We start from the raw sequence: 15,431 nt of genomic DNA on the forward strand, positions 1-15,431 counted from the left end.
GGTCTTTGCACAAAGTTAATTTAATTTGACACAATGCATTTTATTAAAAGCATATTGGTACCTCTAAGTTCCATGCTCTTTTGCGGAGCACTCTGTGCCTCAGGTTTTGTGGCCGAGAAAGCTGACAGTCTGTATCAGCACATGAGTACCATACAACGCCTCAATCAGCTTGTGCTGGTGAGCTCCTCTCAGGACAAGCTTCCCTCCGTTTCAGGTGATTTCGGTGGTATCTACTTTTCTGAACCCCTGAAAACTTCATTTGAAAAAAGAGACCAGCTGATTGTAGTGCAGCTAGACGAACGACTCAACCCCTTCACAGAGGAGCTGATTAATCTTCCCGGACTATACACCCTGGCAGCGCTCTCCCGTGCCGACCTGCTGAGTACCTACCTTTATCACCTGGAAGCGGCCAGTAAAAGCCGGGGCATCGACATGCTGATCCTGCCCGAGGTAAATCATCCCGGAACCGCCGTGGAACTGACCCTGCGTAAAATGAAAGCACATGATCCGGACTTTTTCCGGGATAAGAACAGCCTTTCATTCACCGCTGCCAAAAAGAAGAAAGAGCTCATTCGTGTGTTTGAAAAAAGTGATTTTTGGGTGATCCCCGAAACGGAAACTCAAACCGCCAGCAGCCGACTTGAAAAGTACTCGGACAAAATCGCCGCAGCGGTGTTCTTGGAAGACAAAGTTCGCCAGAACATCCTCGCCAGGCTTTTGAGTACTTCCGGGTCGCCCACGGATCAGCTGCCCAACCAACTGGCTGTGGCCATCAGCAAGGCTTCCATCATCCCCCTGCAACGAGTGTCCGGAACATTCCCCATCCAAAACGACACCATCTCCTTTCTGACCAATCAGCCCTACGGCCCTATGGCCAATATGCTCAGAAAATATGCTTACGTGAAGACCGCTTATGCGGAAATTCTTACCAGCCATTCACCCATTATTTTGGATAACAACTCCTTTATCCCTCCCGGTATCCTGAATGGGGACCGTGAAGTCATCTTTGTAGGCGACCTCAAAAATCTGCAAAATCATGCAGAGGTGCTGGACGCTGCGCTCGTTTATACCAACCCCAGCGACATCTACAGTTACGTTATTCCCCAACAGCTTTTCGGGGCCGCTGACATTACGGGCAGGCTTCCCTATGGTGTTGAAAAGCTTTCTACCTTCAACAATGACCAGGTTAATGGTAAAAAAATACTGGGTTACGCCCCGGCCGAAATGACCGGATTGGACAGGTCTGCGCTCTTTAAAATAGAGCAGATCATGGCAGATGCCATCAGCAGTGGGAGCACCCCGGGCGGGCAGTTAGCCATCGCCGTAGATGGCGCCATTGTCCTCGATCAGGCCTATGGCTTCCTGACTTATGACAGCCTGATCCCTGCAGAAAAAACCACCCTCTATGACCTGGCTTCTGTGACCAAAGTGACCGGCACACTGCTGGGCGTCATGAAACTCTATGAAGGTGGGCTGTTGGATTTGGATGCGCGAATAGATACTTACCTGCCAGCGTATCAAAATTCCAACAAAGGCCACATCACCGCCCGGGCACTACTTGCTCACAATGCAGGCCTGAAACCTTATGTCCCTTTTTGGCAAAAAGTACTCACCGCAGACATGCTGGAAACTTTCTACTATGAGGATGAAGCCGCGCTGAAAGAGGATCGCAGAAGTTATTACACCCGCCCCAATACTATCCTTCAGGACACTTTGAAAAACTGGATCATACAATCGCCACTGATCCGGTACGACAGCATCCCGTTCTATAGCTACAGTGATATTGGATTCATGATACTGCACCAGGTTGTCGAGCAGATTGCCGGTCAGCCACTTGACCAGTACCTGGCTGAGACCTTCTATCAACCCATGGGCCTTCGCAGACTCACCTTCAATCCATTGGACCATGGCTTTCAGCGGTTTGAAATAGCTCCGACCGAGCACGATTATTATTTCCGGGAGGAACTCGTTTGGGGAGAGGTTCACGACCGCAATGCGGCAGTTTTTGGAGGTGTGGCAGGCCATGCGGGTCTTTTTGCTACTTCTCATGACCTGGTGGTGATTTTACAAACACTCCTGCAGGGAGGCACTTATGGTGACCATCAGTTTTTGCAGGCCTCCACCATCCAATATTTCAACCAGTGCTTTTTTCCTAACAACCGCCGGGCACTGGGCTGGGACAAAAAGGATGACAGGGTGGGCCATGTATCTGCTTTCACTACAAACGAGAGCTTCGGGCATACTGGATTTACTGGCACCATGATCTGGGCAGATCCGCAGTACAACCTCATTTTTGTATTTCTGTCCAACCGAATACACCCTAACTCTAATAACTACAAACTTATCCAGAAGAACATCCGTACAAAGATCCAGGATGTCGTGTATGAGGCATTGATGGCTAAATGGATAAAATAAGAACAAAAGGTTAAACCCCACGTTTACCTTTGCATAGTTATGAAAATAGGAATTGTTTGTTATCCTACCTACGGTGGGAGTGGTGTAGTGGCTACGGAACTGGGAAAGGCCCTGGCCAAAGAAGGGCACGAAATTCATTTTATCACTTATTCCCAGCCCACTCGGCTCGATTTCTTTAGCGAAAACCTCTACTATCATGAGGTCTCCGTGAAATCCTATCCTTTGTTTGACTACCCTCCGTATGAGCTGGCATTGGCCAGTAAAATGGTGGATGTGGTGGAACATGAAAAAATTGATATCCTGCATGTTCACTATGCCATTCCACATGCCTCTGCCGCCTACATGGCCAAACAGATTCTGAAAACTAAGGGTATAGTGATTCCGGTGATCACCACACTGCACGGGACCGACATTACGCTGGTGGGCAAAGATGCCACTTATGAACCTGTGGTTACTTTTTCTATTAACCAATCGGATGGTGTTACGGCGGTTTCTGAAGATCTTCGAAAAGATACTCTTGAGCACTTTGACATCACACGTGACATAGCAGTCATCCCCAACTTCATAGATCTGGAGCGTTTCAAAAAGCAAAAAAAGGATCATTTCAAAAAGGCCATTTGCCCGCTCGATGAAAAACTCATCGTACATACTTCCAATTTCCGAAAGGTAAAAAGGGTACAGGACGTGATTGATGTCTTCAACAGGGTACGCAAGGTGATCCCTTCCAAGCTGCTGATGGTGGGAGATGGCCCTGAGCGCCACACCATGGAAGAACTCTGTCGCAGCATGTGCAACATAGACGATGTGCGCTTTCTGGGTAAGCTGGAGGCCGTGGAAGAGGTACTTTCCGTATCGGATCTCTTCCTGATGACTTCCGAAAAGGAAAGTTTCGGACTTGCCGCCCTTGAAGCTATGGCTTGTCAGGTACCGGTGATTTCCACTAACGCGGGTGGGCTTCCCGAGCTCAACCTGCATGGCACCTCCGGTTTTGTCTGCGAAGTAGGAGATACTAAAACCATGGCCGAGTATGCCATCCACATCCTGGACGATGCCAACCTCCTGAAATTTAAGGAAGGAGCACTCAACCGAGCCAAGGATTTTGACGTAACTAATATTTTACCGCTATATGAGCGGTTTTATATACAGACCATGGAAAACACTAAAAACAGTGTTTCAACACTCTTGTGAAATACTTTTCATTTATCATTTTAGAATTAACTTTGCAGCAAATCGGCTGATATAGGTATGGAACTTAAGAACAAACCTCATACAAAGGGAACTAAAGCGCTATTCAAAAATCCAGTTTTGGAAAGACTTACCAGAACGCATATAGCTATTCCATTGATTTTGTTTAGCACTATTTCTACTTTTTTGATCATCTACGGGATCAACCAGGGCTACATTAATGCGGTGAATACCCCATTATTGTTCGTGGCGGGGCTACTCGCTTTCACTTTGATTGAATACATCATGCACAGGTTTCTGTTTCACCTGCAGCCCAAAACGGATAAGCAGGAGAAATTTGCCTACACCGTGCATGGCGTTCATCACGACTATCCAAAAGACAAAGACAGACTGGCAATGCCACCACCATTGAGCATTGTGATCAGTGCTATTTTCTTTGGGCTATACTGGTTAATCATGGGCAATCTGGTTTACGGTTTTCTCCCGGGATTTCTGATGGGCTATGCCGCATACCTATGGGTGCATTATATGGTGCATGCCTTCAAACCCCCAAAAAACTTTTTTAAGGTGCTTTGGGTACATCATGGCATTCATCATTACAAAGACCAACACAATGCCTTCGGGGTATCCTCTCCCCTTTGGGATGTGGTCTTTCGCACGATGCCTAAAAAATAAGCCTTTTAAGAATTTTTGGTTTTATTGTCCTTCATTCGCTTCGCCCTGCGCTTGCCCGGCGAAGCGGGTTCAAGAAAGATTTTGTAGAGACCGTCACGCAGCACTGTCATAATATCTACAAAAAGGCTGGCGAATATGGGTTTTCTTCCTGGCATATCGAACGGGTGTATATCTTAAATTTAAGAGGATTTTTCCATTTCCGCTAATCATTTAGACCATCCTTAGAAAAATCTGAGGTATTCTTAAAAAAGTGGAAATCATTCTTGGTTTTTTTTAGTTTACTAAGACCAAAACCACATCCGTATGATTGGCCAACGATTTACCGAATACATCCCAGAGAAAAACCCTGAGCAAAGCACTTTTGACAACCTGCTCAATGTCTTTCTTCAACTCATGGTGATCACTGCCGGAGATGTGGCTGAGGCCCTGAGCTGGCTTACCAACCTGGACAGGCAATACAATATCAGTAATGCGGAATATGGAATCGGGGACTTTATTGATGACCTCAAATCCAAGGGGTACATTACGGAAGACACTCAGAAGGGTGAATTCAAGCTCACGGCCAAGAGTGAGCAATCTATCAGAAAAAGTGCATTAGAAGAAATTTTTGGGAAGCTCAGAAAATCAGGCAAAGGCGACCACCACACCGGACATTCTGGACGTGGCGATGAGATCAGCTCAGACTTCAGAGAATTTCAGTTTGGTGACAGTCCGGAACAGATCGAACTAACCGAGAGTCTCAAAAACGCACAGATCAACCATGGATTTGGTGACTTCATGCTCACAGAGGGTGACCTGGAAGTGCGGGAGCGCGAATTCAAAACCCAAACCTCCACGGTGCTGATGATAGACATCAGTCATTCCATGATCCTATATGGCGAGGACCGCATCACGCCTGCCAAGAAAGTGGCTATGGCGCTGGCCGAAATGATCACCAAAAAGTACCCCAAAGACACACTGGACATCATCGTGTTTGGCAATGATGCCTGGCAGATAGAAATCAAAGACCTTCCCTACCTGAATGTAGGCCCCTACCACACCAATACCGTGGCCGGACTGGAACTGGCGATGGATCTGCTCAGAAGGAGAAAAAATAAGAACAAACAAATCTTTATGATTACCGATGGCAAGCCTACCTGCCTGAAGGAGGGGATCAAATACTACAAAAACAGCTTCGGGCTGGATCCAAAAATTCTGAATAAAACCCTAAACCTGGCGGCGCAGTGCCGCAGGATCAATATTCCCATTACCACTTTTATGATTGCTTCTGACCCCTATCTGCAGCAGTTTGTCCGCGAGTTCACAGAAGTAAACAGTGGCAATGCCTATTACAGCAGCCTTCAGGGATTAGGTCATCTGATTTTTGAAGACTACAAAAAGAACCGCAGGAAGAACCTTTAATAAACCGTTGATGAATTACACAGAGATACCAGTAGATAAACTCCTGAACATAAAAACATTGGGAGCACTGAAAAATACGGGCTACGAACCGCTCTCCATTAAGGAGGAACTCAGAAAGAACCTGATTGCCAACTTTCAGAAAAAACACAACGTGTTTGAAGGGATCTGGGGGTATGAAGACACGGTGATCCCCGACATAGAGCGCGCCATCCTGGCCAAACATAACATCAATTTTCTCGGACTCAGAGGACAAGCCAAAACCCGCATCGCACGGATGATGACGCTACTCCTCGACGAGTACATCCCCTGTGTCGCAGGATCTGACCTCAATGACGATCCATTGCGGCCAATTTCTAAGTTTGCCAAAGACACGGTGGCTGAGCACGGGGATGACACGCCCATCCGATGGATGCACAGGAGTGACAGATATACCGAAAAGCTGGCCACACCGGACGTAACCATCGCCGACTTAATTGGTGATGTAGATCCCATCAAGGCAGCGAGTCTCAAATTACCTTATTCAGATGAACGGGTGATTCATTACGGACTGATCCCCCGCTCACATCGAAGCATTTTTGTAATCAACGAGTTGCCCGACCTTCAGGCCAGGATACAGGTGGCACTTTTCAATATCCTGCAGGAAGGCGATATTCAGATCCGTGGATTCAAACTAAGGCTTCCGCTGGATGTACAGTTTGTTTTCACAGCCAACCCTGAAGACTACACTAACAGGGGCAGTATTGTTACCCCATTGAAAGACCGTATAGACAGTCAGATTATAACCCACTACCCCAAATCCATCGAGGTTGGAAAGAAAATCACCCAGCAGGAGGCCAATATTGAAAAAAGTCAGTCGGATCAGATCGGTGTTTTCGATCTCATGAAAGACCTGATTGAGCAGGTAGCTTTTGAGGCCCGAGAAAGCGAATATGTAGATGCTAAAAGTGGTGTTTCAGCCAGGCTGACCATCTCGGCTTACGAAAATCTGATCAGTGCGGCAGAGCGAAGACTTCTTGTCAATAATGAGAAGAAAACATTCGTAAGGGTATCTGACCTGATCGGGGTAATCCCGGCCATTACCGGAAAGGTGGAGCTGGTCTATGAAGGCGAACAGGAGGGCCCGGGCATTGTGGCACAAAACCTTGTGGGCAAAGCAATCCGTAAGCAATTCATCCATTACTTCCCTGACCCGGAAAGCAACAGAAAACAGAAAGAAGGGAAAAATCCGTATCAGAAAATCACCGACTGGTTTGGTGATGGCAATATGGTGGACGTGCTGCACGACTACTCCGCCGGGGACTATGAACAAGAGCTTATGCAGATCCCCGGACTGGAGCAACTTGTGAGTGATCAGCATGGCAAACAATCCAAAGAGTTCAAGCTCTTTCTCATGGAATTTGCTCTGCATGGCCTGGCTGAGTACAGTATGTTGAGCAAACACAAACTGGAGCGTGGCATGCAGTTTAAAGACCTCCTGAGTAGTATGTTTTCCATGCCCGAAGGAGAAGATGAAGAGGAAGATTATTAGATTTCGGCTATGGAACTGCATGAGGTCAAACGGCTCATCTATGGGGGTGAAAGTGATCTGGTAGAGTTCAAGCGAAAGATTTCTCACCCCGAAAAGGTCATACGCGAGGTAGTAGCTTTCGCCAATACCAGAGGTGGACATTTGTTTGTGGGTGTGGACGATGACCGATCCATTGTGGGTTGTAAATATGCCGAGGAGGAAGATTTTCTCCTCCAGAAAGCCATCAGAGAACTCTGCCGTCCTTCCATTTCTTTTGAAGTACACACCTTCCAGCTCTCAGAGAAGCGTGGACTACTGCACTACCACATTTTGCCGGGTAAAAAGAAACCCTATTATGCTTTTGAAAAAAAGCAACATCGCTACGGAAAGGCCTTCGTGCGGGTAGGTGACCGATCCATACAGGCCAGCCCGGAGATCAGGAAAATTCTGAAATTCAACAATCAGCCACAAGACACCCATTTCATCTATGGACTGAACGAAAAACTACTCTTCAACTACCTCAATGAAAATGACAAAGTAACCGTCAACCAGTTCAGAGAAATAACTGGCCTGGACTATCAATCTGCCTCCCACACCATGGTGCAAATGGTGATCGCCAATGTACTCAAAATCATTCCTCGTGAGCAGGAAGACTGGTATATGGCAGTGGAATAATTTTTTGCAGATTTTTGGCCGTTTCTTGATGTTATTATCTCCAAATTTTTAATATTACAAGTAGCCCCCTTTTTCACTGCAAGCAATTTTTTACTATGGCTAAAACCACCACCAAAGACAAGAAAATATTCGTTCTGGATACTTCTGTGATCCTCTATGCCCACGATTCCATCCTCAATTTTGCGGAGCACGATGTGGGTATACCGATCACCGTTTTAGAAGAATTGGATACCTTCAAGAAGGGGAATGACACCAAGAATTTTGAAGCCCGGGAGTTTACCAGACTGCTGGATAAGCTCGCTGAAGGCAAAATGCTTCAAAACTGGAATCCACTCAATGGCAAGTCCAAGGGGCAGTTTAAAGTCCTCATGGAAATGAACAGTGAGGTGGATGCCCACAAGGTATTCGGCGAGCGAAAAAATGATCACAGCATCCTCAATGCTGCCCTGACCTTAAGGCAGACGGAAAAGAAGCGACAGGTGATTCTGATCAGCAAGGACATCAACCTAAGGCTCAAGGCCAAATCACTGGACCTGCCCGCAGAGGACTATGAAACCGGCAAAATAAAAAATGTGAGCACCCTGCATACGGGCAAATATGAGGTGGACGTGTCTTCGGATAGCATTGATCATATTTTCAGAATGGGGTCTATAGACCGAAAAGAAGTACTTGGCAGAAAAAAGGGAATTGCCAACAGCTACTACATTCTGAAAAGCGAGAAAAACTCTGTGCTTTCTCACTACAATGCCACGGAAAAGACCATCGATAAGGTGGATAAAATGCCCATTTACGGAGTGAAACCACGCAATGCTGAACAAACCTTTGCGATACATGCCATGCTCAATCCGGACATCAAACTGGTGAGCATCAACGGAGTGGCCGGCACCGGAAAAACCCTCCTGGCACTGGCCTCAGCCCTGGAGCAACGGCGAAATTTTAAACAGATCTACCTCGCGCGACCCATAGTGCCCCTGAGCAATAAAGACATTGGATACCTGCCAGGCGACATCAAGTCTAAACTCAACCCTTACATGGAGCCCCTTTGGGACAACCTGAAGTTTATACAAAACCAGTTTAAGGAAAGTGATAAGGAATTTCGAAATATCACCGAAATGGTCAATCAGGAGAAACTCATGATCACTCCCCTGGCATACATCAGAGGTAGAAGTTTGTCCAATATTTTCTTTATTGTGGACGAGGCTCAGAACCTCACTCCGCATGAGATCAAAACCATCATCACCAGAGCTGGCGAAAACACGAAAATCATTTTCACCGGAGATATTTATCAGATAGATACACCTTATCTGGACTCCCAAAGCAACGGACTTTCGTACCTGATTGATCGCATACAGGGGCACCCGATGTATGCGCACATCACACTGGAAAAAGGTGAACGGTCTGAACTGGCCAACCTCGCCAACGAACTCCTATAGTCATGCAGGTGGTTTCCGTCAACCTGGGAGAGAAGCGGACGATCCGGTGGAAACGGAAAGAAGTAGAAACCGGAATCTTCAAGTACCCCGTAAATGATCCCATCACACTGGGATATGAAGATGTGGAAAATGACCATGTGGTGGACCGCAAATACCATGGTGGTATTGACAAGGCGTGTTACTTATTCTCTGCAGATGTGTATCCTTCCTGGAAGTCCAGGTACCCCCAATTATCCTGGGATTGGGGCATGTTCGGAGAGAATGTTACCGTACGGGATCTGGATGAATCCAGGGTTCACATTGGCTCCACATACCGCATTGGCACTGCCCTGGTGGAAGTTTCCGAACCCCGACAGCCATGTTTCAAACTCGGCATCCGCTTTGGAACGCAAAAAGTACTCAAGGATTTTATAGCCGCTGGCCACTCCGGTGTATACGTCCGGGTCCTCACGCCTGGAGTAGTAAAAGCCGGGGACCAAATGACTCTGATCGAAAAAGGGAGTGACCTCTCCATCCTCGATATTTTCCAGTTGATTTATCAGCAGCACAAAAATCCTGAACTCATCCACAAGGCACTGCAGCTGAAAAATCTGGCAGAAGGGGCTCGAAGGAATTTACAAAAGCTTTGACATAAAAAAGCCCTCCAGATGACTATCGGGAGGGCTTTTTGGGGTTTAACTGAGTGCCTTCGTAAAGCACTTATTCAAAATAGATTCATAAATCTGACCGAATTGATCATAACACCAGTCCCTTAAAGTGATTATCTCTTCCGGGACCAGTGACCTGATCGCTTTCTTAAGCTCTTTTTCAAAGAGCCACCGGTCAAAACTTACTTTTGCAAGGATGGTTTTGAAATACTCTAACATAAATGTGAAATTTTGTTAAAGGGTTAACTAACACTACAAAATTGACGTTTTCCTTCTGAAAACTCATTACTTAAAAGTTAAACAATTAATAGCTTTGATGCAAGATCAAAAAGCACTTACTGCAAACGATTTCAAGTAATACATATGTTAAAAACGAGAGAAGGCTGGCTAGGTTGTTTGATGGTACTTATTTTTTCATTACCTGCTTTGGCTCAGGAAAAACAAGTGGAAATTGGGGAAACAGAAATTGGGATGAACCAATACTTCCGGATCACCATCAAAGTAGAAAACGAACGACTCAAAGGCTATAGTCCTTTCCCGGAGATTGATGGATTTGTCAAAAGAGGAACCTCTTCATCGACCTCCACCAGCTTTATCAATGGCCGGATGACTTCTTCACAGAGCATCATCCAAAACTATCAGGCCACCCGCGAAGGCTCCTTTCCGGTCAGTGGTTTTTCCATGACCATCAACGACGAAAAAGTAGATGTCCCCGGATTTACCATTAAAGTAGGCCCTCCGGCCAAGCAGCAACAGCGACCGTCCAATGATCCTTTTGTAGACCCTTTTGATGTCTTCAAAAACAGAAACAGTGAGCCCACAGAATTCATCGATGTGGATGCAGATGCCTTTCTGGCGCTAACCACAGACAAAAAAGAAGTATATGTGGGTGAAGGCTTCACCACGACACTCGCTTTTTATGTAGCAGAATCCAACAGGGCTGATATGAGGTTTTATGATTTGGGTAAACAAATTACCGAGATCGTCAAAGAAATAAAGCCCGCCAACTGCTGGGAGGAGAACTTTAATATTGACAACATCAACGGAGAACCCGTAACCATCAACAACCGGGCCTTCACACAGTATCGGGTTTACCAGGCTTCCTTCTATCCGCTCAATCAGGAAAACATCTCTTTCCCCACCGTGGGTTTGAAACTCATCAAATACAAAGTGGCCAAAAACCCTTCTTTTTTCGGAAGAAACAGACAGGAGGATTTCGAAACGTTTTATTCCAAACCAAAAACGGTCGCCGTAAAAAGCCTGCCTCCGCATCCGCTGAAAGAGCAGGTGGCAGTTGGGGATTATCGTCTGGCTGAAAAAATCAACAGCCTGGATCTTAAAACCGGAGAAAGCTTCAACTATACCTTTAATATCCTGGGTGAAGGTAACATCAGTGCTATCGAAGAGCCCCGACTACCCGAGACGGACATTTTTGACTTCTATGCCCCCAATGTGAAGCAAAATGTGACCCGCTCTGGTGGTGAGGTAAAAGGAACGAAAAGTTTCAACTATTATGGAATCCCCAATGAGCCGGGTACCTATCAGCTTGGTGACTACTTCAAATGGGTCTTTTTCAACCCCGAGAAAGGAGTATACGACACCCTGAAGTCACAGCAGGTACTGGCTGTGACTGGTGAAAGCCGAAAAAACGAATATATCCTCTCCAATGATATGGGCTCATTCTATGATGGGATAGAATTTAAAGAAAATACCCTCTCCAGCTTGGACGATAGCTCATGGATGCGAATCTTTGCCAACGTATTTATTTTGGCTATGTTAGCGCTTACGGTCATGGTTTTCATGCGTAAATAATCACTCGATCATTCATGGGAAATATTTTTGGGAAGATTTTCAGCATCACCACGTTTGGTGAATCACACGGCGTGGCCATTGGCGTCACCATCAATGGCTGCCCTGCGGGAATACCTATAGACCTGGACTTCATACAGTCTGAACTGAGCCGCAGAAAGCCCGGCCAGTCCAAGATCACCACCCAGCGCAAAGAAGAAGACGAGGTAGAAATATTATCCGGTGTTTTTGAAGGGCTCTCTACCGGTACTCCCATTGGGCTTCTGATTCGAAACAAAGACCAGAAGAGCAAAGATTACAGCCACATCGCAGAAAAGTTCAGACCCTCCCATGCAGACTATACCTACCATGAAAAATATGGAGTGCGTGATTACCGTGGTGGTGGCAGGAGCTCAGCCAGAGAAACCGCTGCCCGCGTGGCAGCTGGAGCTGTAGCCAAGCTCATGCTCAAAGAATTTGGTATGTCCTTTCATGCCTATGTATCGCAGGTAGGCACCCTCAGGCTGGAGAAGAGCTACGAACAACTGGACCTTTCCAAAACTGAAGATAATGCCGTGCGATGCCCGGATCCTGAGATGGCTCAGCAAATGTTTGATTACATAGATGACATCCGAAAATCACAGGACACTGTGGGGGGAGTAGTCACCGGAGTAATTAAAGGAGTGCCTGTGGGGCTTGGTGAGCCGGTATTCGATAAGCTTCATGCTGACCTGGGCAAGGCCATGCTTAGCATCAATGCCGTGAAAGGCTTCGAATATGGAAGTGGTTTCGAAGGTATCAAAATGAAAGGTTCGGAGCACAACGACGCATTCTATGTAGAGGATGGGGCTGTGAAAACCAAAACCAATCTTTCGGGTGGCATTCAGGGTGGCATATCCAATGGACAAGATATCTACTTCAATGTGGCTTTCAAGCCTGTGGCCACCATTATGCAGGATCAGGCCAGTATAGATACCCAGGGAAATGAAGTGACCGTTTCCGGCAAGGGTCGTCACGACCCATGTGTGGTGCCACGTGCAGTGCCGATTGTGGAAGCCATGGCAGCACTGGTCATCGCCGATTTCTATTTGATCGCCAGAACCAATAAATTACGAGGATAAGTACCCTTGTAAGACTTGGAAAAGCAAAGGTCAGCGGTATCTAACACACACAACATGAAAAAACTTCCTCTCCACGTAAAGATCATCATTGGACTTGTTCTGGGAATAATCTGGGCTTTTATATCCAGTGCCCTTGGATGGAATCAGTTTACCATTGACTGGATTGATCCTTTTGGCCAGATCTTTATACGGCTGTTGAAATTCATCGCGGTTCCCCTGGTACTTTTCTCCATTATCGATGGTGTGTCCGGCCTGAACGATACCTCCAAACTTGGCCGAATGGGCGCCAAAACACTGGGACTGTATATCATCTCTACTGTGACGGCCATTACTGTTGGCTTGTTGATTGTGAATTTTGTTGCTCCAGGCTCTCACATCGATGAAGCCCAGCGCATGAAAAACAGGATCTCCTATGAGCTTTGGGTACAAGCTACTCCGGGTGTTGAAGTCAAAGATGGCAAAAACTTCCTCAATGATCCCGCCTATGCAGACCTGGTGATGGAGATGAGTAATGGACAAGAACTGGCCGCCCAGCAACAAACAGTGGAAGAAAAGGTGGCACTTGCCAAAAAACAAAAAGAAGTGCCCCCTTTGCAGTTCGTAGTGGACATGGTACCTGAAAACATTATCCTGTCCATCTCAGATAATAAGCTCATGCTTCAGGTTATCTTCTTTGCCATTTTCTTCGGGATTACGCTGGCTGTGGTGCCAAATGAAAAAGGTGCTTCGGTTAAAAACTTTATTTCTTCCATCAACGAGGTGTTCCTTCGGATGGTGGACACCATCATGACGGCTGCCCCGTTCTTTGTTTTTGCCTTGCTGGCGGGTGTAGTGGCTAAAATGGCCGATAGCCCCGCAGAAGTATTCCAGATTTTCAGAGGTCTGGGATCTTATACGATTACTGTGCTCATAGGCCTGTGTGTCATGCTTTTTGTTTTCTATCCACTGGTCACATCCACATTCATCAAAAAAATCTCTTATAAAAAGTTTTTCAAAATCCTCAGCCCGGCGCAATTCCTGGCATTTTCCACCAGCTCCAGTGCAGCCACCCTGCCAGTGACGATGGAGTGCGTGGAAGAAGGAATGGGCGTTTCTAAAAATGTCTCCAGCTTTGTTTTGCCTATTGGTGCCACAGTGAATATGGATGGCACCAGCCTTTACCTGGCGATTGCTACGGTATTCCTTGCACAGCTTCATTTTGTAGACCTCTCACTCTCTCAGCAGCTTGTCATTGTGCTTACGGCCACTATGGGCTCCATAGGCACTGCCGCTGTGCCCGGCGCCAGTCTGGTGATGCTCATTATTATTATCCAAACTGTGGGCTTAAACCCTGCCTGGATTGCCATCATCTTTCCTGTGGACAGGATACTGGATATGACGCGTACGGTAGCCAATATTACCGGGGATGCCACTGTGGCCACACTCATTGCCAGTAGTGAAGGAGAGTTAAGGGCAGAAGATTAATAGATAAAGTGGCATTCTTCTGAACTTTTATCTCACTTTTGCATTTAGTATAGAATCAAATCAATGACTATGGAAACTTCTGTAAATCCTATCAATATATACACTGAGTCTAACCCGAACCCAAACTCTCTGAAGTTTGTGGTGAATTTTCTATTGCTCCCAGAGGGTGTCAGCCGGGATTTTCCGGACAGGGCCAGTACTACAGAAGCTCCTTTAGCTGCAGAACTTTTTGATTTCCCTTATGTGAAACGTGTGTTTTACATGAGCAACTTCATCACCGTGACCAAAGATGAAGGAGTAGACTGGCATGAAGTAAAAGGAGAGGTACAAAATCACATCAAATCTTTTCTGGAAGCCGGAAAGCAAATCCTCACGGAAAAAGAGGTAGAGGAAGACCACAAAGTACTGGAGGGTGACACAGACATTGAAGCCAAAATCAAAGGCGTACTGGACGAATACATACGCCCTGCAGTGGAGATGGATGGCGGAGCTATCACGTTTGGTTCATTTGAAAATGGTAAAGTAAAAGTGCTCCTTCAGGGTGCTTGTAGCGGATGCCCTTCATCCACCATCACACTCAAAGCGGGTATAGAAAACCTCCTGAAAAGAATGATCCCTGAAGTACAGGAAGTAGAGGCCGAGGGAGTTTGAAAAATTTCCACCCATCTAAAATTTAAGCTTAACGGAACGCGCTCTTGACAGCAATGTGCAATTTTGCTATATTCGTCAATGATTCGGATTCTGTTCGCTTTCCTATTTCTTTCATTAGCATGGGCTTGCAAAGGCCCGAAAGATGCTGCCTCCGGCAATGAAATCATCGCGGAAGCACTCCCTGGCACCTGGTATAAACTGCCTGTGAATACCTCTGATGAGGTGCTCGAATATACCTCAGACAAAACAAGCCTCCCACCGAGCAGATTTCAGGAACGAATCATTTTTGAATCTGATGGACACAAAGCTGTCAGATATACCCCTGGGCCGGATGACCGACCAAAGGCCACCCATGGCTCCTGGCGATGGATCACGGCAGATCTGCTTGTCGTCTCATTTGATGAGGCTGAAGACACGCTCTCCGTCCTTTCGCTCAATAAAAATTACCTAAAACTCAAAACACCGTAAC

At 46.4% G+C, this 15,431-nt stretch carries 14 protein-coding genes; 13 read left to right on the forward strand and 1 reads right to left on the reverse strand.

Annotation, left to right across the window (positions count from 1 at the left end; translation table 11 throughout):
* The first annotated feature begins 33 nt into the window (after window positions 1-33).
* The 8 genes from RIH33_RS19800 (at window position 34) to RIH33_RS19835 (ending at window position 9,920) form a co-directional block, all read left to right on the forward strand.
* Complete coding sequence (locus tag RIH33_RS19800) at window positions 34-2,415, forward strand: serine hydrolase domain-containing protein (RefSeq protein WP_406651786.1); 2,382 nt, start codon at window positions 34-36, stop codon at window positions 2,413-2,415.
* Window positions 2,416-2,454: 39 nt separating this feature from the next.
* Window positions 2,455-3,603, forward strand: a complete 1,149-nt coding sequence (bshA, locus tag RIH33_RS19805) for an N-acetyl-alpha-D-glucosaminyl L-malate synthase BshA (protein ID WP_406651787.1) — start codon at window positions 2,455-2,457, stop codon at window positions 3,601-3,603.
* Between the two features lie 117 nt (window positions 3,604-3,720).
* Window positions 3,721-4,275 carry a sterol desaturase family protein gene (locus tag RIH33_RS19810; RefSeq protein ID WP_406651788.1) on the forward strand — a complete coding sequence of 185 codons (555 nt, stop codon included), beginning with the start codon at window positions 3,721-3,723 and terminating at the stop codon, window positions 4,273-4,275.
* Window positions 4,276-4,578: 303 nt separating this feature from the next.
* Window positions 4,579-5,676 carry a vWA domain-containing protein gene (locus RIH33_RS19815; protein WP_406651789.1) on the forward strand — a complete coding sequence of 366 codons (1,098 nt, stop codon included), beginning with the start codon at window positions 4,579-4,581 and terminating at the stop codon, window positions 5,674-5,676.
* A 10-nt stretch (window positions 5,677-5,686) separates the two neighbouring features.
* A complete protein-coding gene (locus RIH33_RS19820; RefSeq protein ID WP_406651790.1) occupies window positions 5,687-7,204 on the forward strand; it encodes a magnesium chelatase in 1,518 nt (505 codons plus the stop codon).
* Between the two features lie 9 nt (window positions 7,205-7,213).
* On the forward strand, window positions 7,214-7,858 hold the full coding sequence (locus RIH33_RS19825; RefSeq protein ID WP_406651791.1) for a helix-turn-helix domain-containing protein: 645 nt from the start codon (window positions 7,214-7,216) through the stop codon (window positions 7,856-7,858).
* A 95-nt stretch (window positions 7,859-7,953) separates the two neighbouring features.
* The gene (locus RIH33_RS19830; protein ID WP_406651792.1) at window positions 7,954-9,291 is read left to right on the forward strand and encodes a PhoH family protein; all 1,338 of its coding nucleotides are present in this window, start codon (window positions 7,954-7,956) and stop codon (window positions 9,289-9,291) included.
* Between the two features lie 2 nt (window positions 9,292-9,293).
* The gene (locus RIH33_RS19835; protein WP_406651793.1) at window positions 9,294-9,920 is read left to right on the forward strand and encodes an MOSC domain-containing protein; all 627 of its coding nucleotides are present in this window, start codon (window positions 9,294-9,296) and stop codon (window positions 9,918-9,920) included.
* Window positions 9,921-9,965: 45 nt separating this feature from the next.
* On the opposite strand, the gene RIH33_RS19840 is transcribed toward RIH33_RS19835, so the two are convergent.
* The gene (locus tag RIH33_RS19840; protein WP_395416650.1) at window positions 9,966-10,157 is read right to left on the reverse strand and encodes a hypothetical protein; all 192 of its coding nucleotides are present in this window, start codon (window positions 10,155-10,157) and stop codon (window positions 9,966-9,968) included.
* A 144-nt stretch (window positions 10,158-10,301) separates the two neighbouring features.
* Here RIH33_RS19840 and RIH33_RS19845 point away from each other — a divergent pair, with 144 nt between their 5' ends.
* The 5 genes from RIH33_RS19845 to RIH33_RS19865 all read left to right on the forward strand — a co-directional run bounded on the left by RIH33_RS19845 (window position 10,302) and on the right by RIH33_RS19865 (window position 15,430).
* Complete coding sequence (locus RIH33_RS19845; RefSeq protein ID WP_406651794.1) at window positions 10,302-11,750, forward strand: BatD family protein; 1,449 nt, start codon at window positions 10,302-10,304, stop codon at window positions 11,748-11,750.
* Between the two features lie 14 nt (window positions 11,751-11,764).
* Window positions 11,765-12,847: a chorismate synthase gene (aroC, locus tag RIH33_RS19850; RefSeq protein ID WP_406651795.1), complete on the forward strand. Its 1,083-nt coding sequence runs from the start codon at window positions 11,765-11,767 to the stop codon at window positions 12,845-12,847.
* 54 nt (window positions 12,848-12,901) lie between these two features.
* Complete coding sequence (locus RIH33_RS19855; protein WP_406651797.1) at window positions 12,902-14,311, forward strand: dicarboxylate/amino acid:cation symporter; 1,410 nt, start codon at window positions 12,902-12,904, stop codon at window positions 14,309-14,311.
* 63 nt (window positions 14,312-14,374) lie between these two features.
* Window positions 14,375-14,962, forward strand: a complete 588-nt coding sequence (locus RIH33_RS19860) for a NifU family protein (protein ID WP_406651798.1) — start codon at window positions 14,375-14,377, stop codon at window positions 14,960-14,962.
* Window positions 14,963-15,040: 78 nt separating this feature from the next.
* Window positions 15,041-15,430, forward strand: a complete 390-nt coding sequence (locus RIH33_RS19865; protein ID WP_406651800.1) for a hypothetical protein — start codon at window positions 15,041-15,043, stop codon at window positions 15,428-15,430.
* Window position 15,431 lies beyond the last annotated feature (1 nt).

It is taken from the genome of Marinoscillum sp. (assembly GCF_040222955.1).
Classification (GTDB): domain Bacteria; phylum Bacteroidota; class Bacteroidia; order Cytophagales; family Cyclobacteriaceae; genus Marinoscillum.

Coding starts and splice junctions, on each gene's coding strand:
- RIH33_RS19800 (WP_406651786.1), top strand. CDS start 34: ATGCATTTTATTAAAAGCATATTGGTACCTCTAAGTTCCATGCTCTTT.
- bshA (WP_406651787.1), top strand. CDS start 2,455: ATGAAAATAGGAATTGTTTGTTATCCTACCTACGGTGGGAGTGGTGTA.
- RIH33_RS19815 (WP_406651789.1), top strand. CDS start 4,579: ATGATTGGCCAACGATTTACCGAATACATCCCAGAGAAAAACCCTGAG.
- RIH33_RS19820 (WP_406651790.1), top strand. CDS start 5,687: ATGAATTACACAGAGATACCAGTAGATAAACTCCTGAACATAAAAACA.
- RIH33_RS19825 (WP_406651791.1), top strand. CDS start 7,214: ATGGAACTGCATGAGGTCAAACGGCTCATCTATGGGGGTGAAAGTGAT.
- RIH33_RS19830 (WP_406651792.1), top strand. CDS start 7,954: ATGGCTAAAACCACCACCAAAGACAAGAAAATATTCGTTCTGGATACT.
- RIH33_RS19835 (WP_406651793.1), top strand. CDS start 9,294: ATGCAGGTGGTTTCCGTCAACCTGGGAGAGAAGCGGACGATCCGGTGG.
- RIH33_RS19840 (WP_395416650.1), bottom strand. CDS start 10,157: ATGTTAGAGTATTTCAAAACCATCCTTGCAAAAGTAAGTTTTGACCGG.
- RIH33_RS19845 (WP_406651794.1), top strand. CDS start 10,302: ATGTTAAAAACGAGAGAAGGCTGGCTAGGTTGTTTGATGGTACTTATT.
- aroC (WP_406651795.1), top strand. CDS start 11,765: ATGGGAAATATTTTTGGGAAGATTTTCAGCATCACCACGTTTGGTGAA.
- RIH33_RS19855 (WP_406651797.1), top strand. CDS start 12,902: ATGAAAAAACTTCCTCTCCACGTAAAGATCATCATTGGACTTGTTCTG.
- RIH33_RS19860 (WP_406651798.1), top strand. CDS start 14,375: ATGACTATGGAAACTTCTGTAAATCCTATCAATATATACACTGAGTCT.
- RIH33_RS19865 (WP_406651800.1), top strand. CDS start 15,041: ATGATTCGGATTCTGTTCGCTTTCCTATTTCTTTCATTAGCATGGGCT.